The organism is Streptomyces pseudoechinosporeus, from assembly GCF_054783935.1.
Genome location: NZ_BAAGPS010000083.1, coordinates 1 through 20,926 on the forward strand (window position 1 = coordinate 1; position 20,926 = coordinate 20,926).

The following is a 20,926-nucleotide window of genomic DNA, read 5'->3' on the forward strand; positions in this document are numbered from 1 at the left end:
GCCAGTCCGGAGACTGTGATGTCCTGGTCGCTTCGCAGCAGGACATCGAGGGCTTTGAGAACACGTTCGCGGCGGCGGGCCGAGTCGGCCCGCCGCCCGTCCGTCATGCTGGTCATCCGGTTCTCTCCGGGCGAAGGTCGGGTAGGGGCTGGCGGACGCGCGGCATGCCCAGGGAGACGCCGCGGCTGCGGCGGACCAGCGCGACTGCCTCGCGAATCTGGGCCCGGTCCTCGTCGGTGAGCTCATCGAGGTCCTGGCGCACGCGCTGAACCAGGCGGCGGACACGGGCAATCTCGTCGTCCGATGGTGTGGCCTCGGCCTTGGCCCAGGGCTCGGCGTTGGCGAAGGCGGCCAGACGCTCACGGTTGCGCAGCAGGTCGGCCAGGTATGCCTCAAGGTCGGGGAGGTAGGAGACGTCGGTGCGGAAGTGTCCGCAGCCCACGCAGCGGAAGCGCACGGGGCAGTCGTGGCCGCCGGCCGCGACGTTGGAGGGTTCAGTGCAGGTGCCGTAGGGGACTTGGACGGAGCCGATGGCGCGGCGGGCGTGTTCGGAGTCGAGGAGGGTTTTTGCCTGGCGCCAGACGCGTGTGCCGTGCCGGTCGAACTGCATGGTGGTGACCCGCTCGACAGCTTCGCGGCGGCGTTTCTCACCGACTAATGGTGACGTCGGGTATTGGAACTGTCCGAATGCCCCCGGGGCCTTTCTGTCCGCTGCCGGGGTTGTCACGATCGGCTGGCCCCGGATGAGGAAAAGCTAGGCCAGCGGCCGGGGCGTGCAGCGGACCTGCTCGGGCAAGCACATCGCCGCGCGTGGTCGCCCCGGCCTTGCCGGATGTCGGGGCCTGCACCGCTGCTAGGAACGCTTCCTCGCCGTGGTCGGCATAGCCGCAGTCCTGATCGCCTACCGCCGCGCTGGAACAACGGCTAAGATCCACGGCGACATCGCGTGTCGGTCGCCGACTGGGTGAGGCATGGAGGTGTCGGGAGATGCCCTCGGAGGCATTCCTTGTCAGTTGAGTTGAACCACACGATCGTCCATGCCCGGGACAACCGGGAGTCTGCCGAGTTTTTCACGGACTTGCTGGGCGTTGAGATCACCGCAGAGTGGGGCCCGTTCATCGCGGTCGACCTGAGTAATGGCGTCACGCTGGACTTCGCTACGATCCCCGCAGACAAGATCACCCCGCAGCACTACGCTTTCCTGGTCTCCGAGGCGGAGTTCGATGCGGCATACGCGCGGATCACACAGCGCGGTATCGAGCACTACGCCGACCCGCACCGGCAGCACCCTGGCGCGATCAATCACAACGATGGCGGACGCGGCGTGTACTTCATGGACCCGGTTGGCCACGCGATGGAACTGATCACCGTGCCGTATGGCGGCTGGCCTTCGTAAGCACTTGCGCCGAGGGCTGCAGCCTGCGTCGGGGTGCAGCCCTCAACTGCTGCTTGGGCCGAGGATCGCAGTCGGCATCTTTGCGTTCGCCCTCCCGACGCCGGCCGTGGCGACGAAGGCCACGCGGCGACACCCGTGCGTGAGCCGGGGTCGGCATCGTCGCCGTGGTCTGTGGGAGTGAACAACGAACTACTGCTTCCTGGGTAGGTAGCGGTGGCTGACTTCGGCGGCGTAGGTGGACCAGTCGCCCGCGGAGAGACGTTGCCAGGCGACGGCGACGTCGGTGTGGATGCCCAGGGTGCGGGCGAGGATCGCGGCGGGGATCTCGGTGGCGAGCTGGAAGAGCGCGGTGCTGCGGGCCTGGTTGGGCCGGATCCCGAGCTGGTTCAGCCGCTGTGTCAGCTGTGTGGTGCTGATCGGCCTTCCGGGCTGGCCGCCGGGGAAGAGCCATGGCGACGGCGCCAGGGCGCCGATGGTTGCGTGGCCCTTGCGGTTCGCGGCGACCGTGCGGGCCAGCGCGGCGACGGGCTCGGGCAGTTGGACGGGGGCATCGCCGAGGTGGAGACGTACTTCCTGAGCGCCGACCTCAATGTCCTCGGTGGTCAACCGGTGGATTGCCGACGGTCCTTGGGCATAGAGGAGGAGCAGCAGCCCGGCGAGGCGGTCTTCGGGCTTGAGGGTGTCGTCGTGCAGGAGCCGACGGGCGACGTCCCAGCGCTGCTCGTCGTCGAGTGGCTGGGTGGGGCCGTTCCAGCGGACGGCGGGGACGTGGACGGTGGTGAGCTTGTTGGTGCGGGCCCAGCGGATGAAGTGCCCGGCCGTGTGGCGGTAGGTGGCGGAGTCGTCGGTGAGCCAGCGGTCGAGGTCGGCTTGCCGGCAGGTGGCCAGGGTGAGGTGGTGGGCTGTCAGCCAGTTCAGGAAGGCGACGGCCGCGTGGGTGCGTTGACGTGCGGAGTTGAACTGCTGCGGGGTGAGGGGGCGGCCGCTGTTGCGTCGGCGAAGCCGCCGGATCAGGTGCCAGATCGCGTACCGGTGCAGGACTTTGCGTTGTTCGGGGTCCGGCTGGGATGCGAGGAGGCCGGTGAGGAAGCGTTCGAGGCGGACCATGTACTCGTCCCGCTCGGGCAGGGCACCGACGCCGACGAGGACTTGGCGCAGGTGGGCGAGGGGCGGGCTGTCGGGCAGTGCGTCGAGGGCCTCGTGGGTCAGTGCTCGCCGGCCGGCCGCGAGGTCGGACAGGACGGGGGAGACGGACGGCTTGTTCAGCCACCGCCTGGCGGTGATGGGGTGCTCGGTGGTGGCGATGTTGTGCCGGAGGGCTTCGAGGCCGGGGTGGAGGGCATCGGACGGGGGACCCAGCAGTTCGCCCAGGCGCCGGTTGATGAGACAGCGGGCGCACTGGCTTGGGCGCGGGTAGTCGGGATCGCTGCAGGTGGGACAGGTGTGCCAGACCTCTGGGGCGGTGCAGTTAGCGCAAAGGGGCTGGTCGAGCGTGCCGGAGACGACCGCCGTGACGTCTCCGCAGACCGAGCACGGGGCTGAGCGGCGCTGACAGGCCGGGCACCACGGTCGGCCCGTGGTGCGGGAGGTGCCGCAGGGCTTCTCCCCGCCGCAGATGCTGCAGGTCGCGGTGGGCAGGGAGGGACAACTTGAGCAGAGCGGGCCGTCCGGCGTGCGGGTGTTCACGACCCTTCGTCTGCCGCAGTTGACACAGGTTTCCAGGTTCGCCGGGTCGTTGACCAGGCAGTTCGGACACAGCGGCCGCCCCTGATCATCGCGGGTCGCCGGCTCCCGGCGGGCTCCGCAACCTGAGCACTCTTCGATGCGGGAGTGGGCGATGCAGGTGCGGCAGACCCGCTGTCCGTCCAGGGGCTTGTCGATGCGTACGACTCTGCGGCAGCGGGGACAGGACGGCCGGACGATCCCGGCGACGCCGGCCGCGTGCAGCAGGTCGATCAGCCGGAGGATCGCGGGGCGGGGTGCGAGGTGGCCTTCTCCGGTCAGCAGGGCGGGGTCGGCTTCCAGAGCCCAGGCGAGTTTCTGCTGGTAGGAGGGGCGGGGCGCCGATCGGCGGACTGCATCGGCTATTACTTCCTGCCTGGCCTGCGGGTCCAGTTCGGAGATCAGGGCGTGGATCACCGCGATGGGATCGCGTCCGTCGGAGTCCGGGCACTTGGCGCATCGCGGTCGCCCGGCCCGGTCCCGTGTCGCAACCCGGCGCGTGTTTCCGCAGGCGGCGCAGGGCTCGGGCCGCGGTCCGCAGTTCCCGCAGTACCAGTTCTGGCCGCGGCGCTGGAGAGTCCGCATCTGCCTGCCGCACTCGGCGCAACACGGCGGCGAGATGACCTGGGCTCCGGCCTCACGCAAGGCGATGAGCAGGTCACCGGCGGCCCGGGGTGCCGGCGAGCGGCCGTCGGCAAGGACGCTGGGATGCTCGGCCAGATGCGACGCGAGGCGGCGTGACTTCGCGCGGCCCCCCGCAACGCTGACGACCGCGGCGCGGATTCGGTCGGGCTCCAGTTCACGTTCGACGGCCGCGACCAGGTCCACGATCAGCCCGATCGGGTCCGAGACGGCTCGGTCGGAGGACTCCTGTGCGGTCACGGCCGCTCGACACCGCGGGCCCGGGCCCGCTTGGGCCGCAGGTCGCCGACACCGGACTCGGCACCAACAGCCTTCTTTGTCCGGGTGGTTGATCCAGCTCCGGCATGGGAGCGTCCCGAGGGCTACTGGCTCGCAACGTCCCGCGCCTACCCGGACTCGCCAGGGTGGTCGGAGCAGGAGCAGACGGAGGTCGCCGCGCTGCGGGCCAAGGAACGCGAGCTCACTGCCCTGATCCTCACGCACCCGTTCTGGAACGACGTCGCCGGTCCGGAGCGTCCGGACGCCCGCAGCAAGCTCAAGCACGCCATCAATAGCAACGAGGACAGCGGGGAGAGCTGAGGCGGCAGGCGCCTACTCGTTGGCGGCCTCCTGGCGCAGCAGGTCAGCGAGGGCGAAGACGCGTTTGAGACCCTCCAAGAGGGCGGGGTCGATCCGGTAGATACGCCTGCGGTCATCCCGTTCGAGGATGTCGGCCCGGTTGTTCGGGCCGACCCTGCGTCGTACGGCGCGGATGCTGGTGAGCGTCCCGCCGATCTTCTTCGGTGGGATCGGCGTCGTGGGGTGATCGGCGAAGTACGTCTGGACGTCGTCGAACGAGGCTGTGCCGCCCAGTTCGACCAGGCGGCGCAGTACGGCGCGGGCGCCGGGCATCACGGACGCGACGGTGTCGAAGAGCATCCGGTCCGTCCATCCCTCCCACAGGTCGTCGCCACTCAGGCTCTCCGGTCCCGGCCTGGACGCCGGCGGTGCGTCCGGCCAACCGCCCGCTATGGCGGTGGGGTTGAGACCGTACGCGGCCTGTACCGCTGCGATCGCCTGCTCGTACGTGTCGGTCTGCGTGTCGATGGTCAGCCGCACACTCGCCCCCTCCGAGTTCTCCGAGCCCATCCTGGCCCCGGCCATGCTCCCCTGTCTCCCGACGGGTGCGAGGCCGAAGACGGCGCGGCGGAAGTCGCGGGCGGCGCCGCGTACATCCTTTGCGCCGTCCCACTCCGTGCGGTGCTCCACATCGGGCACCTTCCGATAGCGCACCAGCTGTTCGGCGACGTTGGCCACGTCCTTGGGCTTCGGGAAGATCGTGTGTCAGTGGCTTCTGTCACCATCCCACTGTGCCCATCAGTCGAGAGGCCCTGTGCCCGCTTCTACCAGTCACGGTCAGCCCATCCACGCCGCCTGAACGGAGAGCAGTTGTCCATCCGAGCCATTGAGACCGGCTACGCCGGACACCGCTTCCGCTCCCGGCTGGAAGCGCGATGGGCCGTCTTCTTCGACAAGCTGGGCATCCGCTGGGAGTACGAACCCCAGGGTTACGCCGTAGGCCCCGACGGCAAGCGCAAGCCGTACCTGCCCGACTTCTGGCTGCCAAAAGAGAAGCTCTGGGTAGAGGTCAAGCGATCCGAGGACCAACTCGATGTGGAGCTGCTCTTCCACGCTGCGATCCCGCACTTCGGCCTTCCGAACCCTGCCGGTCCTCACACCATCAACGGCCACCAGGTCCGGCTCCTCATCCTCGGGCCGATCGGCCGCAACCGGGGAACACGTGGGGTACTCCCAGCCAGCACACACGGTTCTGAGTTTCCGCAAAGGCGACGTCTTCGAGGGCACTGCCTGCTTCTTCGCGAACGGCATCGACATCACGCCCGAGGGCGGCCTAGTTGTATGAGGGCTCGACGTTGGTGACGCTCTCGCGGAGGCGTGCTGCTGGCGGCTTTCCGGCGGCAGCACTATGCGGCCGGTGGTAGTTGTAGTGGATGTTCCACACTGCGATCGCGGCTGACCGGGCGTCCTCACTGGTGAACTCGCGGGCGTAGAGGACTTCCTCGGCCATGATGCGCTGGTAGCGCTCCACCTTCCCGTTGTGCCGAGGCGTGTATGGCTTGGTTCTCTGATGCCGGGTGCCTTGCCCGACGATGCGGGCGAAGTCGCCGGAGCGGTAGCAAGCGCCATTGTCGGTGACGACCCGGTGGATGTGGTTGATGCCGTGGGCGGCGAACCAGACCTTCGCCCGGGCGAGGAAAGCAGCAGCCGTCGCGCCCTTCTCATCGCCCAGCGGTTCTGTGTAGGCGAGCCGTGAGAAACCATCGACGACGGAGTGCAGGTAGACGTAGCCACGCTTTGCCCCGGCCGACTTCGCCCGACTAGCGACCTTGGCCTGATCGCTGTCCCGGCCATGGATCCGCCACCCGCCGCCATCAGGGATCCGGCCGACCTTCTTCACATCCAGGTGCACCATGTGTCCGGGCCAGCGGGCAGTGATCTTCCCCGGCTTCCGGTTGTTCTTACCGCCTGGGTCGATGAAGCGGCGTTTGCCGAGGCCGAGCCGGGTCAGGTGTCGGCTGACAGTTCGCCGGTCGATCACAAAACCGATACTGACAAGTTCGTCGGTGATCCGTTGCGCGGACCACTTGAGCTCGCGGCGCCAGGACTCGATCTGCTCGATGACCCATGCTGGAGTCGCGTTCGGACTCCGGTGCGGACTCGACGGCCGGTCTTGCAATCCCGCATCACCGTGTAGCCGCCAGCGATTTACCCACTTGCTGGCGCATGCGCGAGAGATACCCATCTCAGCGGCGACGTGGGCAATGGGACGTGTCTGGCACCGCTTCACGAGCCGCCTACGGCCCTCGACGCTCAGGGGCGCATTCGCGTGGGGCCCTCGTCGTCCTCTCGAAGTCAGACGACGGCAGGCGCGACACCTATCGTGCGCGCCTGCCGCATTGCGGCCTTTCAGTCCTGCGGTGCGACGCGGATACGGTTCCCGTCAGGATCGGCTGCGAGGAAGGTCAGCCCGAACCCCGCATCATGAGGCTCGCGCAGGATCGTGACCCCCTTGGACTTCCACTGCTCAAAGGTCGCGTTGAGCTCGTCGGGTCCACCGTCGATGGCCAGGCAAACCTCACTGGTGCGCGGGACGTCCGGTGACAGATCCTCGAACTGGCCAGACCACAGACCGAGGTCAGCGCCTGGCCCGAGGTCGAAGGTGATGTATCCCGGAGTCTCGAACGAGGGGCTCATGCCGAGGAGGTCGCCGTAGAAACGAGCTGCGGTGGGAGCGTCGTTCACGTAGACGATGGACACGACGGATGTGGTCATGGTTGTTCCTTCTCACAGGTGGTAGGTACGCATCCACCAGCCTGACCGGGATATGCGCCGCATCGTGTCGCAATTCCTGAAAAAATTGGTGTGTGACCCCAGACCGCTTCTTCACCCTGATGCTGCTCCTCAAATCGAGGGATGCCGTGACCACACAGGAACTCGCCTCAGCGCTCGGGGTGTCCCTTCGAACCATCACCCGAGATCTGAACTGGCTCCGCGACGCCGGTCTGCCGGTGACCGCACACCGGGGCCGCCTCGGAGGCGTGACCATGCTGCCCGGATCCGGACTCGACCTCACGCGACTCACACCGGGCGAGCGTGATCATCTGTCGCTCACTGGGCTGGATGAGAAGCAACGTGCGGAGCTCAACGCATCGGTCGAAAGCCAGCGCGCGCTCTCCAAGATCGCCGCTACACAGCCACGTCGAGTTCATGAGCTCCTGCCGCTCACCGACGTAGTGCACGTGGACAGCCGTCCCTGGCGTCAGGCACGAGCTTTCGGCACGACTCCGGCTTCGCTGATCGGCGCAGTGCGGCGAGGTCGCCGGCTACGGATCGAGTACGACAGCCCACGCGAGTCATGCCCACGCGACCTGGTCGTGGATCCCTACGGGCTGTTCGCCAAGGCTGGCATCTGGTACCTCGTCGCCGATTGTGCCCGAGTGCCACGGATGTACCGACTCGAACGGATCACGACGTGGAAAGAAGTCGACCAGCCACGACGGATCCGCGAGAGCCAGACCCTGGCCACCGTCGCTGCAGCGCTCATTGATCAGTGGGAACACAACCACGCGATAGAGGTCAGCGCCACCATCGACCAGACCCAGATCGAGCGAGCGCAACGGATCTTTGGCCTACGACTCGTCTGGGACGACCATGAAGAATCCGCCACCGGCCGCAAGGTAACAATCCGCTTCCTGCATCTAGAGGACGTGCGAGCACTACTGCCGTTCGGGAGCGCCATCACTGTGCACGGCCCCACCGAAGCCAGGGCTCACCTTCGCGACCTCGCCACCAATCTTGCCCACCACTATGCGCCGTCACCAACGTCCTGACCCGCAACACCTAGGCTGACCGAGACTCGTTGCCCGCGCGCACCACGAAGCGTCTTCTGGTCAGAAGGGATCGGTGAACGAGATCGGCTTGCCGGTGGCGTGGGCGTATGCGATCTCCCTGCTCGTGGACTCGCCGATATACCCGCCTGGGTTGACGACCAGAACCCGGTCTGCCAGGTCGATCTTGCGCAGGTGGAGGGCGTCCAGCGCGGTCTTCTGCTCGTTGGTGATCAACTCGTCTGCTTCGTGATCCTCGGCGCGCAGGAAGACGCCTGGCGCGACGACGATGACACCTGCGAAGGTCAGATCACGGTTCGCCGCGCTCATCTCGTCCACGAACCGGGTAGAGCCGCAGATGCAGACAATCTCAGGTCGGTCGGGCACGGCTCAGTCCTTCGGGTCGAACGGGAAACCGTCAGTGTGCGCGTAGACATCACAGACGGGCATACGAGCCAACAGTTTACGGAGCGAGATGGACACCACGCGGCTGCACCGTCGCAGGCTGGAGGCGTGGCCCGTGCTGGGAATGACGCAGCTCGACGCCGAAGTCTGGGGTGCACCCGGCTCACCAACTTCCTTTAGCAACACGGCCTAGCGGCGTGACGGACGGGGCTGGGAGGGCAGGGCCCTGATCCTCGGTTCTTGTTGCCCAATCTGCTGGCGGAGTTGGCGGTTTTCCATCTGTGCATGGTGAAGTGCCCGGACGAGGATCTCGTTGGCGTTCTTGAGTTCCTTGATCTCTCTGACGTCTTCGGCATGCTGCTCCTTGAGTTTCACCACTTGAGCGCGAAGTCGTTTCTCGCTGTCGGGAATCCCGCCGCGGGCGCGGACGCGTTCGTAGAACTCGTTCTTCAGGTCCTGGTGCCGTTGGGTCAGGGCATTGCGGGGAACGCCGGCTTCGGTCGCCAGGGCGACGACGGTCAGGGCTCCGTTGGAGTGGGCGGGCGAGCCGCTGAGGATCCGGTCCATGGCCGCGCGGATGCGGTCGCGTTCGTCGATGGCGGGGGTCATGCGGATGCCTCCGGCAGGGTGATTCGGTCGTGGTGGTGCTTCTCGGCGAGGTCTCGGAGCCGTTGGGCCCGGGCTAGCAACCGGTGAGCCAGGGGGACGGGGACGAGATCAACTGACTGCTTCTCCAGGACCTCGGCCTGGGCGATGAGCTGGTCGGCGTGGTGGTCGGTCCGGGTGACGTTCGCGCAGGTGGGCTGGCACCGGTCCAGAGTGGGTGCGTCACGACGGTCGGCGAGCCGGTGGCAGAGGGCCTTCTCCCGGTTGTAGACACACATCAGGTAGGCGCGTGGGTTGTCGTGGACGGCCAGGGAGGTGTCCTCCAGAACGGCGCGGGCGGCCCGGAGGGTGAAGACGGTGCCGGCGAAGGCGGGGGCCTGGTTGGCGGCGTGGATCGCGCGTCGTGCGGCGGGGCCGGAGATCCCGACGCCGTCGGCGAGGTCGGCGTGGAGGGTGCTGAGGGTGTCCGCGGTGGCGCGGGCGGTCTCGACGTCGAGGAGCTGGTGGATGCCGTCCCGGCTGCGGGAGGCGTATCCGGAACTGATGGAAGTGCGCAGATGGCCGTACTGAATCGCGAGGGCGACCAGCCCGCCGGGACGGCGGGCGATGTGCCAGGCGAGCGTCCTTCTGAATCGCCCCGTCCCGATCGCTCCGTTCGGGTCCGCGGGGACGGCCTCGTGCGGTCGACCGAGGGATCGGGCGAGATCAGAGGCCCAGACGGCGAAGTCCTCGACCCGCCCGCGCCAGGAACCGAGGGTCACCGAACCGACGAAGCTGCGCTTGTTGACGAAGTCGTGGCCGACGCCGTCGAAGAGCAGCGCGCCGTCGGGGACGATGCGTTCCAAGACGCGGATGGCGCTGACCACCGGGGCGATGGCGACCCAGGGGACATCGCGGAGCTCGCCTTCGGAGCGGTGGTTGCCGTTCTCGTCGGTGGCCGTCTTGTAGACGTGTCCGTGAATGAGGTGCCGACCGGATTCGGGGTCCGGGCAGCACCCTGTCCTCAGCCCGAGAACCTCCCCGGGACGCATTCCCGTCAAATACGACAGGACGATGAAAGTGGCTGTGCCCAGGTGCCGCATCATGGCCGCGGCCTCGGTGAAGTCCAGCGCCTGCTTCCACGACTTCCCCTCGACCAAGCCGGTGACGGGTATGTCCAGCGGGCATCCGCCGGGGTTGCTCAGCATGTACTGCTCCAGCCCCATCCCTCCGTGTCGGCTGCCGACGACACCGTTGGTCTGGCCGTGAGAGGCACCGATGGTGTCAGCGATGTAGGTGAGGGCGAATCGTCGGCCGCCCGGATGGTCGTGGGTGGGGATGGGCTGGCCCCGCTCGACCAGGTCGTTGAAGTAGGTCCTGAGCAAGGCCAGTGAAGCGGGTGTCGGCTTCACCTCAGCGACTCGCGCCGTCAGCCGCCGCTTCTCGGCCCAGGCCGCGAGGATGTCGTCGGCGAAGTCCTCGACCACCCGCAGGGCCCAGATGAGCAGGGGCCCCACGGTGGCGGGGGAGAGCGGCTCCGTGCTGTTCTCCCCGCCGGACGATGTCGCCGCGGGAAGGTAGTCGTCGCGGCCTTCACGGTTCCAGGGAGGTTCGGCGATTCCGCGCGGGAGCACGCTGCCTTCGTCGAATGCCCAGAGCCGGGTCAGCGCGGTCAGGCGCTGGCCCACGGTCGAGCGGCCGATGCCCGGCCGGCGGCTCAGGTGCAGTCCGTAGTCGTGGAAGATCTCCTCGGTGCAGGCGTCCAGGCTGGTGATGCCGCGCTTGTCGAGCCAGTGGGCGAAGTGCCCCCAGGCAAGGACGGCCCCATAGATCGAGGGCCCGCTCTGCCGGGTCCGCCAGGAGGGGACCTTGCCGACCAGGAACGTGTCGGGCAGCGCGCGGTTGACCAGGTGCCAGGCGATGAGCCGGAACTCCTCCCGGGTGGCGTCCGGGAACTTCATCCAGTGGATCGTCTCGCGGGGTGCGCTGGGGTTGCCGATCAGCGGCGCCATCGGCCAGGTGGGGGCGCCGTAGCGGTTGACGGTGCCCTGGTAGCCCGCCACGACCAGCAAGGGGTCGATCGAGGGGCTGTCCGGGCTGGGGACGACCAGGGGCAGTTCGGTGTACGAAGTCGTCACAGGTCGTAATGTCCGTTCAGGAGATGGTCGACGACCTCGCGGTCCTCGGCAGTGGCCTCGGCGAGCCTCGCCTTCCAAAGGGCCGTGCCCAGACGGCCCTTGAGGTCTTCCAGCCGGGCGTGGGCATCGGACCAGTCCGCTTCCCAGAGCCCGGGGTCCACAGCCGTGCGAAGGCTCTCCAGCGCGCGGTGCAGGTAGGCGAGCCGGGCGTGATGGCCGGGGTGGACCCGGGCGTTCGGGCAGGCGGTGCAGAGCAGGAAAGACGCCCCGCAGCCCGACCCCGGCGGGGTGAAGTGGCTGTTCTCGTAGTCCGTGCAGCCCGTCGTCGCGGTCTGCTGTTCGCCGGCCTCGGGGGTGTCGGCGAGCTGGGCCCGGAACATCGTCCGGCGGGCAGCCTCCAGTGCCGCAGTCACGCCGTCCGCGATCACCGGGACGGCCGCCTCCTGGGCCTGCGGTTCGTTCATGACATAGACGCGGTCGTGGGTGTCCTGAGTGTTCTGCTGTCGGCGTACACCTGAACGTCCCCACCCGCGTACGGATGAACGTGGCCAGTTCCTGATGCGGTGAGGAGGGGTTGGTCGACACTCTGCTGCGTAGTCGATGTGCTGCGGCAGGGGGTGGTCGGCGATGGTCTTGGATCCGCGTCGCTGGTCGGAACTACGGCGATTTCGGGGGCTGTTGGAGTCCGGGGCGATGAGTCTGTCGGAGATCGCCCGGGAGACGGGACTGGACCGCAAGACGGTCCGTAAGTACCTTGCGGGTCCGTCGACACCGCCGCGTCGTTCGGCCGCCGGCCAGGTGGTGCCCAGGGTGATCGACGAGTTCGCCCCGCTGGTCGACTCGATGCTGCGGGCCGAGATCCTGATGAAGGCGTCGGTGATCCACGAGCGGCTCGTGGCGGAGTACGGGTTCACGGGCAACTACCAGCGCGTGAAGCTCTACGTTCAGCAGGCCCGTCCGCGGGTCGCGGAGGAACTGGGCATCACGCCCGGGGAGTTGGCGGGTCTGCACCGCCGCTTCGAGGTCGTCCCGGGTGCCCAGGCCCAGGTCGACTGGGGCGACGAGGGCAAGATCCTCGCCCACATGGGGATCCCGAAGGTCTACTCGTTCCACATGGTGCTGTCGTACTCGCGCGATCCGTTCTGCTGCTTCACCACGGGCCAGGATCTGCAGACCTTCTTCGACTGCCACCGGCGGGCGTTTGCGCACTTCGGCGGGGTGCCGATGACGATCGTCTACGACCGGACGAAGACCGTCGTGCGCCGTCACGTCGCTCCGGGCGAGGCGGTTCCGCTGCACCCGGAGGCGGTCGGTTTCGCCGGCCACTACGACTTCGACATCGACGTCCTGGCCGCCTACCGGCCGCAGGGGAAGGGACGCGTCGAGCGCCAAGTCCTCATCGTCCGCGATCATGTGCTGTCCGGGCGGGCGTTCTCCTCCATCGAGGAGATGGACGCCGCGTTCGCCGCCTGGGTGCCCCGGCGGCGGGACCAGATCCATAAGACGCACCGGGAAGTCATCGGCATCCGGGCCGCCCGCGACCATGCGGCCCTCAAACCGCTGCCGCCGACTCCGTATCTGGTGGCCGAGCGGCATCTGCGGCCGGTCGGCAAGGACTGTCTGGTCGCCTTCGACGGGAACCTCTACTCGGTGCCCGCCCGCAAGGTCCGCCCACGCCAGCTGGTCGAGATCCGGGCGACGAAGTCCCAGGTCATGCTGCACTCGACCGTTCCCGACGCCAGCGGAGAGACCTTGTTGTCCGCCCATCCGCGGGCGGTCGGCCGCGGCGCCGTCGTCAAGGAGGACGAGCACTGGGACGGTCTGCCCACCGGCAAGAACCGCCGCACCACGACCGGCGACGCACCCCCGCCACCACGCCTCGAATCGCCTGCTGGTGGTCAAGTCGGCTCCCTGCAGGCGCTGTTGAACCGCTCCGCGGCCACCCAGATCGAGGTCGGCCGCCGTCCGCTGTCGGTCTATGACGAGCTGACCGGCACCCGTCCCTTCACCACCAACTCGTCGACGAAGGAGTCGTCTTGAGCGAGCTGACCGGCAACCGCATCCGCACCACGGCCGGCAAGCTCGGCCTGCCCCACCTGGCGGAGACCATCAACGAGTACATCCGTCGCGCCGACGAGGCGAAGATGGGGTATCTCGACTTCCTCGACCTGGTCCTGTCCGAGGAACTGGCCGTCCGCGACGACCGGCGATTCCGCTCCGGCCTGCGACTTTCGAAGCTGCCGCACCACAAGACGCTGGACGAGTACGACTTCTCCTTCCAGCCCGAGCTCGACCCGCGCAAGGTCAAAGACCTCGCCACTCTCTCGTTCGTCGAGGCCAAAGCCAACGCCGCCCTGCTGGGCCCGCCCGGGGTCGGAAAGACGCATATCGCCGTCGCGCTGGCGGTCGCGGCCTGCCGGGTCGGCTACTCGATCTACTTCACCAGCCTCGACGACATGGTCCGCCACCTCAAGGCCGCCGAGTCCGCCGGGCGGCTGCCCAGCAAGCTGGGCACCTACCTGCGGCCGAGCGTTCTCGTCGTCGACGAGGTCGGCTACCAGCCCTTGGAACGGGCGGAGGCGAACCTCGTGTTCCAGGTGATCTCCAAGCGTTACGAGAAGGGCTCGATCATCCTGACCTCGAACAAGACCTTCAGCGAGTGGGGCCAGGTCTTCGGTGACGAGGTTCTCGCGACTGCGATCTTGGATCGGCTCCTGCACCATTGCGAAGTGATCTCCATCAACGGCCCGAGCTACCGGCTCAAGAACCGCCTCCAAGCTATCGAGCGCGAGAACGAAGTGGCCTGACAACTGGGGACGTTCGCCCGTACGCAACTGGGGAGAGAACCTCGTACGCCGACACCCAGAGCGAGGCGCCCCGCTGCGAGGCGTGTTCCAACCGGCTGCGGCCGCCCCAGACGTGCTCCCGCTGCGGCAACGAACGGTCGGTGAAGGCCCGGCTGCCCGACGGCGGGCCTCTCTGCCACAGCTGCATTCGGGTTCCGGTGCCCTGCCACATCTGCGGCAGGTCCAAGCCGCTCACCGGACGCGGCCCGAACGGGGAAGCGCTCTGCAGGGTCTGCTATGACAAGCACCCCATCGCCAGACGCAACTGTGTCCAGTGTGGTGTCCTCGAACGGCTCTATCACCACGGGCTTTGCAACTCGTGCGCTCTCGACCGGCAGTTGACCGGCCTGCTCGGCGGGCCGGACGGCATCGTCCGGCCGGACCTGGAACCGGTGTTCCAATGCTTACACCGGGGCGATCCCCTCTCTCTTCTCTACTGGCTTCGTGAACCCGTTCCGCGGCGCCTGCTGGCCGCTCTCGCCGCCGAGAAGGGGCCCGTGACGCACGACCTCCTCGACGGCCTTCAGCGCCCGGTCAAAGCGGTCCGGCACTTGCGGGCGGCCCTGGCTGCCGACGGTGTTCTTCCTGCTCGCGACGAGCGCCTCGCCGAACTTGAGCGCTGGCTGCCCCGGGCCATCGCCCGAATCGAGGACCCAAGCGAGCGCCAGGTCGTCCGCGGCTTCGCCACCTGGCACCACTTGCGGCGGCTCCGGCGAGACGCCGAGAAACGGCCCGTCACGCTGCACCAATCGGTGGCCGTCCGCCGTGAGGTCAAGGCCGCAATCCAGCTGATCGAATGGCTCCGAGCCCGCAGCACGAGCCTGGCCACATGCACCCAGCACGACATCGACGACTGGCTGGCCACCGACATATGGGTCCGCTACCTCGCCCGGACCTTCCTGGTCTGGTCAGTACAGAACCGCCACGCTCACCGCCTCCTGATCCCGGTCCCGCCCAAGGACGCCTCGATGGCCATGATCGAGCAAGATCAACGATGGGCCCACGTCCGCCGACTCGTGAAGGGAGACGGGGTCGACACCGCCACCCGCGTCGCGGGCCTTCTTCTCTTGCTGTTCGCCCAGCCTCTGAGTCGGACCTCCCGGATCCGGCTCGACCAGGTCACCCGCACGGAGGACGGGGTTGCGCTCACGCTCGGGTCCCACCCGACCGACCTGCCGCCCCCGCTGGACTCCCTCGTGTTGGAGCTCGTCCAGCATCGGCACGGCTACTCCACCCTCGGACGCAGTAACGATCACCCCTGGCTCTTCCCGGGCGCGGCCGGCGGACAGCCGATCAGTAGCCGACAGCTCATGCGCAAGCTCACCGCCCTGGGCATCAGGGCACGGCCCGCCCGCGACACCACGCTGATGGAACTCTCCGCCGAGCTCCCTGCCGTCGTCCTTAGCCGCCTCCTCGGACTGCACATCAGCCGGGCCGAGAAGTGGACCAAGGAGGCTGGTTCCCCCCGAGCTGCCTATGCCGCTTAGCTCTCCCGTCGCAAGACATTCCGTAAATCCCGATAGTCGGACTTTAGGGGTGCCGTTAACGCCGGCGAACCAAGTGACACGTAGCTCAGCGTGATGTTGGCCCTGTGGGCTCGCCGCAGTTCGGCTCCGCGCCGGCGACCTGTCCGTGCTTCCAGCGATGAGGAATCGCCGCTGGGCCGACGCGTTCGGCATGGACGGTTTCGGCAGCGCGGAACACCATTTCGTTCCTGGTCTCACCGACGAGTTCCGGCGGTACACGCCGGACGCGTTCGCCTGAGGAACTTCCCGCGGTGCTGACCGCGATTTTCGTGGCTGACGACGACATCACAAGATGACCTACGAGAACGCGATGCGCCGGTATTCCTTCGACCCGTTCGCCCGCGATCAGGCCACCGTGGGCACCCTGCGCAAGGCCACCGGAGACCACGACGTGTCTGCCAGGTCGCGTAACCCCCAGATCATCGCTCCGGCCGAGAGACTCGTCGTCGCTCCGGCCGAGAGACTCGTCGTCTACCGGAAGAAGGCCGAGGCGGCACTCGCCGTGGCGGAGCGGGCAGGAGACGGCCGGCGGCAGCGACCGACAGCCGGGCACGCGACCATGACGCACACCGTTCCGAGCCCACGCGGCCGTGCCGCAGACAGGCCGGGAAGCCTGCTGCGCCGTACTCCGGGGATTCATCCCGCAGCAGGCAACCGTGCTCGGACGCGGCCGGTTCGCCTCAGCCTTGCGGTTCTCCGGCGTGGACCAGGCCGGTCTCGTAGGCGATGACGACCAGCTGGGCACGGTCGCGGGCGCCCAGTTTGGTCATCGCCCTGTTGGCGTGGGTCTTCGCGGTGACTGGGGTGACGAAGAGGCGTTCGGCGATCTCGTTGTTGGACAGGCCGGTGGCCACCAGGGCCATCACCTCGCGTTCCCGGGGAGTCAGTGTGGCCAGCCGCCGGGGGTCCACGAGGTCGCTGGGGGAGGGGTAGGTGAGAACTCGGGCGATGAGGCCCTTGGTGGCCGTCGGGGAGAGCAACGCCTCGCCAGCGGCGATGAGGCGGACGGCGTCGAGGAGCTGAGCCGGCTCGATCCCCTTGCCGAGGAAGCCGCTGGCGCCGGCCCGGAGCGCCTCCACGACGAGTTCGTCCTCCTCGAAGGTGGTCAGGACGAGGACTTTGACGCCGACGAGGTCCTCGTTCTGGTCGATCAGCCGGGTGGCCTCGATGCCGTCGACCTCGGGCATCCGGATGTCCATCACCACGACGTCGGCGCGTTCGGCGCGGGCCAGCTGTGCCGCCTCGCGGCCGTTGGAGGCCTCGGCGACGACCTCCATGTCCGGCTGTGCGTCGATGAGCAGCCGGAAGGTGCCCCGGAGGAGGGCCTGGTCGTCGGCGAGCAGAACGCGAATCGTCACGGGCGGGATTTCCTCACGGGTTGGTCAGACGGGTGCGGGGGCGAGGGAGAGTGGCAGGTCGGCGACGACCTGGAAGCCGCCTTCGGGTCGGGGGCCGACGGTGACGGTCCCGCCGATGGCGGTGGCTCGCTCGTGCATGCCGATCAGTCCATGGCCGGTGCCCGTGCCTTTTGGCGCGCTGGGGTGGCCGTCGTCCGTCACGGTGACCCGAAGTGAGTGCGGACCGTAGTCCAGGATCACGGCGGCCCGGGTGGCGGAGGCGTGTTTGTGGGTGTTGGTGAGGGCTTCCTGGATGATGCGGTAGGCGGTCAGTTCGGTGGCGGGCGCCTGCGGCGTGGAAGTACCGGTGCGGGCTACCCACACGGACAGTCCGCTCGCGCGGAACCCGCCTGCGAGGGTGTCGAGATCGGCGAGGCGGGGGATGGGGGCCCGCGTGCCGGGTGCGTCGTCGATCTGGCGCAACAGGCCGACGGTGGCGCGCAGTTCGTCGAGCGCGGCGCGGCTGTTGTCCTTGATGTGGGCCAGCGCCTCGAGGGCCTGGTCGGGGTTGAGGCGCATGAGATGGTGAGCCACTCCCGCCTGGGCGTTGACCAGGGTGATGTGGTGGGCGACGACGTCGTGCAGATCGCGCGCGATGCGCACGCGTTCCTGGGTGACCCGGCGCCGTGCCTCCTGCTCCTGCATGTTTTCGGCGCGCTCCGCGCGTGCCCGTGCCTCCGTAAGGCTGTCGCGGCGGTTGCGGACGGCGCGGCCCAGCGCGGTAGCGGCGATCGCGAAGTCGAACCGCAGCAGGCTGGCCCCGTCCACCAGCGACTGGGTGTGGGTGGCGGCGTACACACCCGTGATCGCAACGGCGGCGGCGATTCCGACGATCCATGCGGTGCGCCGGCTGCCGAGCGTAGCGAGCGTGTACAGGGCGACGAGGCCGGCCGCAGGGCCCAGGGCCACGTTCTGGGCAAAGGCCATCAGGGTGAGCCCACCCGACAGCGTGACGAGGGCGACGTGCAGCGGCCAGCGGCTGCGGACGACCAGAGGCAGGCATGACAGCCCTGTCCACACCGCCCCCTCCCAGCGCGGCTCGTGCCAGGAGGACTCGCCGACGGCGGTGGCCGCCGCGGCCACCACGATCAGCGGCACCGCAGGAAGCGCGTCTCTGACACGGTCATGACGGGCCAGCCACTGCCGCCACACCATACTCACGTCCATTCCCTCACTCTCAGCAGCACGGGTCGGGCGAAAGTCTGGTGCCCCCGTCCGCCCGGCCAGCGTTCGTCGTCGGTCTGCCGTTCACGTCGGCTAGTCGGCCACGCCTGCGGTTTGCGGCTGCCGTACCGGGTGCTGTGACTGGGCCGGCGCATCAGCGGGGCCTTCCACGGACACGTTGGGCAGGGCCTTGTCCAGCCGGCGGGGCAGCCACCAGTTCGCCCGACCGCACAGGTGCATCAGCGCGGGCACCACGACCATGCGGATCAGCAGGGCGTCGACGGCGACGGCCACCGCGAGGCTGACGCCGAATTCGGAGATCACGCGCATGCCGCCGAAGACGAAGGAGCCGAAGACGCAGACCATGATGGTGGCGGCGACGGCGATCACCTTGCCGGTCTCGGCCTGGCCGACCCGGACCGCCCGGCGGCTGTCGCCGGTGTGGGCCCACTCCTCGCGCATCCGGCTGACCAGGAAGACCTGGTAGTCCATGGACAGGCCGAACATGATGCCGACGACCAGGATAGGCACGAACGACTCGATCGGTCCGGCGGCACCGAGTCCGAGGGCCCCCGCGCCGAAGCCGTACTGGAAGACGACGACGATCGCGCCGAAGGCCACCCCGATGCTGAGGAGGTTGAGCACCGCGCCCACGGCCGGGATGAGCAGGCTGCGGAAGGCTATGGTCAGCAGCAGGAAGCCGAGCGCGGCGATTACCAGCACGAACACCGGAAGCTTGGACATGAGGACCGACGCGAAGTCGTCGTTGCTCGCGGTGACACCGCCCACGTAGACCTTCATCGACGTGCCCTGCTCGACCGGCGGGATCACCTGGTCACGCAGGTGGTGGATCAGGTCGGAGGTGGCGGCTGACTGGGGCGAGGTCGTCGGGACGACGGAGATCACACCGACCGTCTGCCCCTCCTTCATGGGGGCTGCAAAGGCACTGGCGACGCCGTCGACCCGTTCGAGGGCGGTGACGAGCTTCGTCTCGGCCGCCTTGTCGGCGGCGGTGGGGGCCTGGACGGCGAGGACGAGCGGGCCGTTGAAGCCGGGGCCGAAGCCGTCGGCGATCATGTCGTAGGCCTGGCGGTTCGTCGAGGTGGTGGGCAGGTTGCCGTCGTCGGAGGCCCCCAGGCGCAGCGACAGCGTGGGGAAGGCGAGCGCCGCAAGGACGGCGAGGGCCACCAGACCCAGCGCCTTGGGCCGCGCCTGGACCTGCTCGGCCCACCGAGCCCACAGGCCGGGCCGGCCGGAAGCTCGTCGCCTCGCCTGTGCGGTCAGTTCCCGGCGCTCGTTGCGGCTGAGGACCCGCGGCCCGATCATGCCGAGCAGCGCAGGCAGCAGGGTGACGGCGGCCAGCACGGTCAGGACAACGGTGACAGCGGCGCCGATGGCCATGCCGTTGATGATGCCGACGTTCAGGGTGAGCATGCCGAGCAGCGCGACGACGACGGTCAGGCCGGCGAAGAGCACAGCGCGGCCCGAGGTGTTGAGGGCCTTGGCGATCGACTCGGGGACAGCCATGCCCGCCATCAGGTTGGCGCGGTGGCGGTTGACGATGAACAGGGCGTAGTCGATGCCCACGCCGAGGCCGATCAGGGAGCCGAGGGTCAGCGTGGTGCTGGAGAGCGTGATGACGTGGCTGAGCAGCATCACCGCGACCGCGGAGGTGCCGACACCGATGACGGCCGTGATGATGGGCAGCGCTGCCACCCACACCGCACGGAAGACGAACAGCAATACGATGAAGGCGAGGACGATGCCCATGGCGTCGGCGACCGCGTTCGGTTCGGGGGTGACGGTGAACGCCTGCCCGTTGAGCGCGATGTGCAGGCTCCCCGACTCCGGAGCGGTGGCGAGTTCCTTCACGTGGTCGATCTGGGCATCCGCCACGTCCCGGTCGAACGTGACCGTGGCGTAGGCCGTCCTGCCGTCCTTGCTGACCTGTGTCTTGCCGTCGGGCGTGTAGGGGGTGCTCACCGCGGCGACTCCCGGCGCGTCGGTGATGCGGTCCAGGGTGTCGGTCATGGCCCGTTCGGCCGCGGGCTCGGTGACCTTGCCACCCTCCAACTGCCAGACGATCCGGCCGCTCTTGCCCGCCGCACTGTTGGAGGCTTGCTGCAGCAGGGCCGTTGCCTTGGCCGAGTCGGTGTTCTGCGAGGTCGGGCTGTGACCGAAGGCGTTGCCGGCTGCGCCGACTCCGGCGCCGAGAGCGAGCAACAGGCCGACCCAGGCCAGGACGACGACGAGCCGGTGCCTGTGGCACCAGCGGGCGAGTGGGGACATCGACGGGCCTTTCCAGAGGTGCGTCACACAATTGGGCCGGCGGTTTCGGCCCACCCTCACGCTTCCATTTCTGCGATCTCTGGTCGTTGGCCGTTCGCAGACACTTGCGTCTACTGCGCTCGCAGCAGGCGAGTGGCGAACCGGGGCGCGCCGTCGCTTGTGCACACCGGGTGCGCTGGGTGCTCAGGTCGTCAAGGCCCTGGGGCGGGGCCTCCTGGGAGTCTGCGGGAGGAGATGATCGCCGAGTGCGGCTACCGGGTCCGTTACGGTGCGGTCCACGGGTACCTGCATCCCTTACGGGCGACCCCCACGTTCCCCGGCCGTCTGGCTTCCCTCGGTGAGAGTGGTCTCTCAGTTGGTGGTGGCGGGCTGGTCCCAGTCTCCCCAGCGCAGGAGGCGGCCGGTCCCGGCCTTGGCCTCGACACCGT

At 68.3% G+C, this 20,926-nt stretch carries 19 protein-coding genes; 6 read left to right on the forward strand and 13 right to left on the reverse strand.

Annotated features, from left to right (window positions below):
* Window positions 1–112 precede the first annotated feature (112 nt).
* On the reverse strand, window positions 113–610 hold the full coding sequence (locus tag ACYVO6_RS45010) for a hypothetical protein (protein ID WP_461072050.1): 498 nt from the start codon (window positions 608–610) through the stop codon (window positions 113–115).
* A 396-nt stretch (window positions 611–1,006) separates the two neighbouring features.
* Between ACYVO6_RS45010 and ACYVO6_RS45015 the strand changes: the two genes are divergently transcribed.
* Window positions 1,007–1,396 (forward strand): VOC family protein, encoded by a 390-nt coding sequence (locus tag ACYVO6_RS45015; RefSeq protein WP_189278698.1) that lies wholly within the window; start codon window positions 1,007–1,009, stop codon window positions 1,394–1,396.
* Between the two features lie 189 nt (window positions 1,397–1,585).
* On the opposite strand, the gene ACYVO6_RS45020 is transcribed toward ACYVO6_RS45015, so the two are convergent.
* Window positions 1,586–4,000, reverse strand: coding sequence for a site-specific integrase (locus ACYVO6_RS45020; protein WP_461072052.1), 2,415 nt, complete (start codon window positions 3,998–4,000; stop codon window positions 1,586–1,588).
* An 84-nt stretch (window positions 4,001–4,084) separates the two neighbouring features.
* Here ACYVO6_RS45020 and ACYVO6_RS45025 point away from each other — a divergent pair, with 84 nt between their 5' ends.
* Window positions 4,085–4,339 carry a nucleic acid-binding protein gene (locus ACYVO6_RS45025; protein WP_461072054.1) on the forward strand — a complete coding sequence of 85 codons (255 nt, stop codon included), beginning with the start codon at window positions 4,085–4,087 and terminating at the stop codon, window positions 4,337–4,339.
* A gap of 12 nt (window positions 4,340–4,351) precedes the next feature.
* Here ACYVO6_RS45025 and ACYVO6_RS45030 read toward each other — a convergent pair whose 3' ends face one another.
* The 4 genes from ACYVO6_RS45030 to ACYVO6_RS45045 all read right to left on the reverse strand — a co-directional run bounded on the left by ACYVO6_RS45030 (window position 4,352) and on the right by ACYVO6_RS45045 (window position 7,093).
* The gene (locus tag ACYVO6_RS45030; RefSeq protein WP_461072056.1) at window positions 4,352–5,056 is read right to left on the reverse strand and encodes a hypothetical protein; all 705 of its coding nucleotides are present in this window, start codon (window positions 5,054–5,056) and stop codon (window positions 4,352–4,354) included.
* A gap of 99 nt (window positions 5,057–5,155) precedes the next feature.
* Window positions 5,156–5,629 (reverse strand): hypothetical protein, encoded by a 474-nt coding sequence (locus ACYVO6_RS45035; protein WP_461072058.1) that lies wholly within the window; start codon window positions 5,627–5,629, stop codon window positions 5,156–5,158.
* A 22-nt stretch (window positions 5,630–5,651) separates the two neighbouring features.
* On the reverse strand, window positions 5,652–6,677 hold the full coding sequence (locus ACYVO6_RS45040) for an IS481 family transposase (protein ID WP_461072083.1): 1,026 nt from the start codon (window positions 6,675–6,677) through the stop codon (window positions 5,652–5,654).
* 50 nt (window positions 6,678–6,727) lie between these two features.
* Window positions 6,728–7,093 (reverse strand): VOC family protein, encoded by a 366-nt coding sequence (locus ACYVO6_RS45045; RefSeq protein ID WP_461072060.1) that lies wholly within the window; start codon window positions 7,091–7,093, stop codon window positions 6,728–6,730.
* Between the two features lie 92 nt (window positions 7,094–7,185).
* Between ACYVO6_RS45045 and ACYVO6_RS45050 the strand changes: the two genes are divergently transcribed.
* Window positions 7,186–8,151 carry a helix-turn-helix transcriptional regulator gene (locus ACYVO6_RS45050; RefSeq protein ID WP_461072062.1) on the forward strand — a complete coding sequence of 322 codons (966 nt, stop codon included), beginning with the start codon at window positions 7,186–7,188 and terminating at the stop codon, window positions 8,149–8,151.
* A 60-nt stretch (window positions 8,152–8,211) separates the two neighbouring features.
* On the opposite strand, the gene ACYVO6_RS45055 is transcribed toward ACYVO6_RS45050, so the two are convergent.
* The 4 genes from ACYVO6_RS45055 to ACYVO6_RS45070 all read right to left on the reverse strand — a co-directional run bounded on the left by ACYVO6_RS45055 (window position 8,212) and on the right by ACYVO6_RS45070 (window position 11,740).
* Window positions 8,212–8,535: a hypothetical protein gene (locus ACYVO6_RS45055; RefSeq protein WP_384270134.1), complete on the reverse strand. Its 324-nt coding sequence runs from the start codon at window positions 8,533–8,535 to the stop codon at window positions 8,212–8,214.
* A gap of 207 nt (window positions 8,536–8,742) precedes the next feature.
* Entirely contained in the window at window positions 8,743–9,162 is a 420-nt protein-coding gene (locus tag ACYVO6_RS45060; protein ID WP_461072065.1) for a hypothetical protein, read from the reverse strand.
* A complete protein-coding gene (locus ACYVO6_RS45065; protein WP_461072067.1) occupies window positions 9,159–11,276 on the reverse strand; it encodes an integrase in 2,118 nt (705 codons plus the stop codon). The genes ACYVO6_RS45060 and ACYVO6_RS45065 overlap by 4 nt, the downstream gene beginning before the upstream one ends.
* A complete protein-coding gene (locus tag ACYVO6_RS45070) occupies window positions 11,273–11,740 on the reverse strand; it encodes a hypothetical protein (RefSeq protein ID WP_461072069.1) in 468 nt (155 codons plus the stop codon). The genes ACYVO6_RS45065 and ACYVO6_RS45070 overlap by 4 nt, the downstream gene beginning before the upstream one ends.
* A gap of 229 nt (window positions 11,741–11,969) precedes the next feature.
* Between ACYVO6_RS45070 and istA the strand changes: the two genes are divergently transcribed.
* From istA to ACYVO6_RS45085, 3 genes are all read left to right on the forward strand, one after another.
* Window positions 11,970–13,316, forward strand: coding sequence for an IS21 family transposase (gene istA, locus ACYVO6_RS45075; RefSeq protein WP_461072071.1), 1,347 nt, complete (start codon window positions 11,970–11,972; stop codon window positions 13,314–13,316).
* The gene (gene istB / locus ACYVO6_RS45080; protein ID WP_461072073.1) at window positions 13,313–14,083 is read left to right on the forward strand and encodes an IS21-like element helper ATPase IstB; all 771 of its coding nucleotides are present in this window, start codon (window positions 13,313–13,315) and stop codon (window positions 14,081–14,083) included. The genes istA and istB overlap by 4 nt, the downstream gene beginning before the upstream one ends.
* Before the next feature lie 536 nt (window positions 14,084–14,619).
* Window positions 14,620–15,609, forward strand: coding sequence for a hypothetical protein (locus ACYVO6_RS45085; RefSeq protein ID WP_461072075.1), 990 nt, complete (start codon window positions 14,620–14,622; stop codon window positions 15,607–15,609).
* Window positions 15,610–16,328: 719 nt separating this feature from the next.
* Here ACYVO6_RS45085 and ACYVO6_RS45090 read toward each other — a convergent pair.
* The 3 genes from ACYVO6_RS45090 to ACYVO6_RS45100 all read right to left on the reverse strand — a co-directional run bounded on the left by ACYVO6_RS45090 (window position 16,329) and on the right by ACYVO6_RS45100 (window position 20,498).
* Window positions 16,329–17,006, reverse strand: a complete 678-nt coding sequence (locus ACYVO6_RS45090) for a response regulator (protein ID WP_461072077.1) — start codon at window positions 17,004–17,006, stop codon at window positions 16,329–16,331.
* Window positions 17,007–17,030: 24 nt separating this feature from the next.
* Complete coding sequence (locus ACYVO6_RS45095; protein WP_461072079.1) at window positions 17,031–18,212, reverse strand: sensor histidine kinase; 1,182 nt, start codon at window positions 18,210–18,212, stop codon at window positions 17,031–17,033.
* A gap of 90 nt (window positions 18,213–18,302) precedes the next feature.
* On the reverse strand, window positions 18,303–20,498 hold the full coding sequence (locus tag ACYVO6_RS45100; protein ID WP_461072081.1) for an MMPL family transporter: 2,196 nt from the start codon (window positions 20,496–20,498) through the stop codon (window positions 18,303–18,305).
* Window positions 20,499–20,926 lie beyond the last annotated feature (428 nt).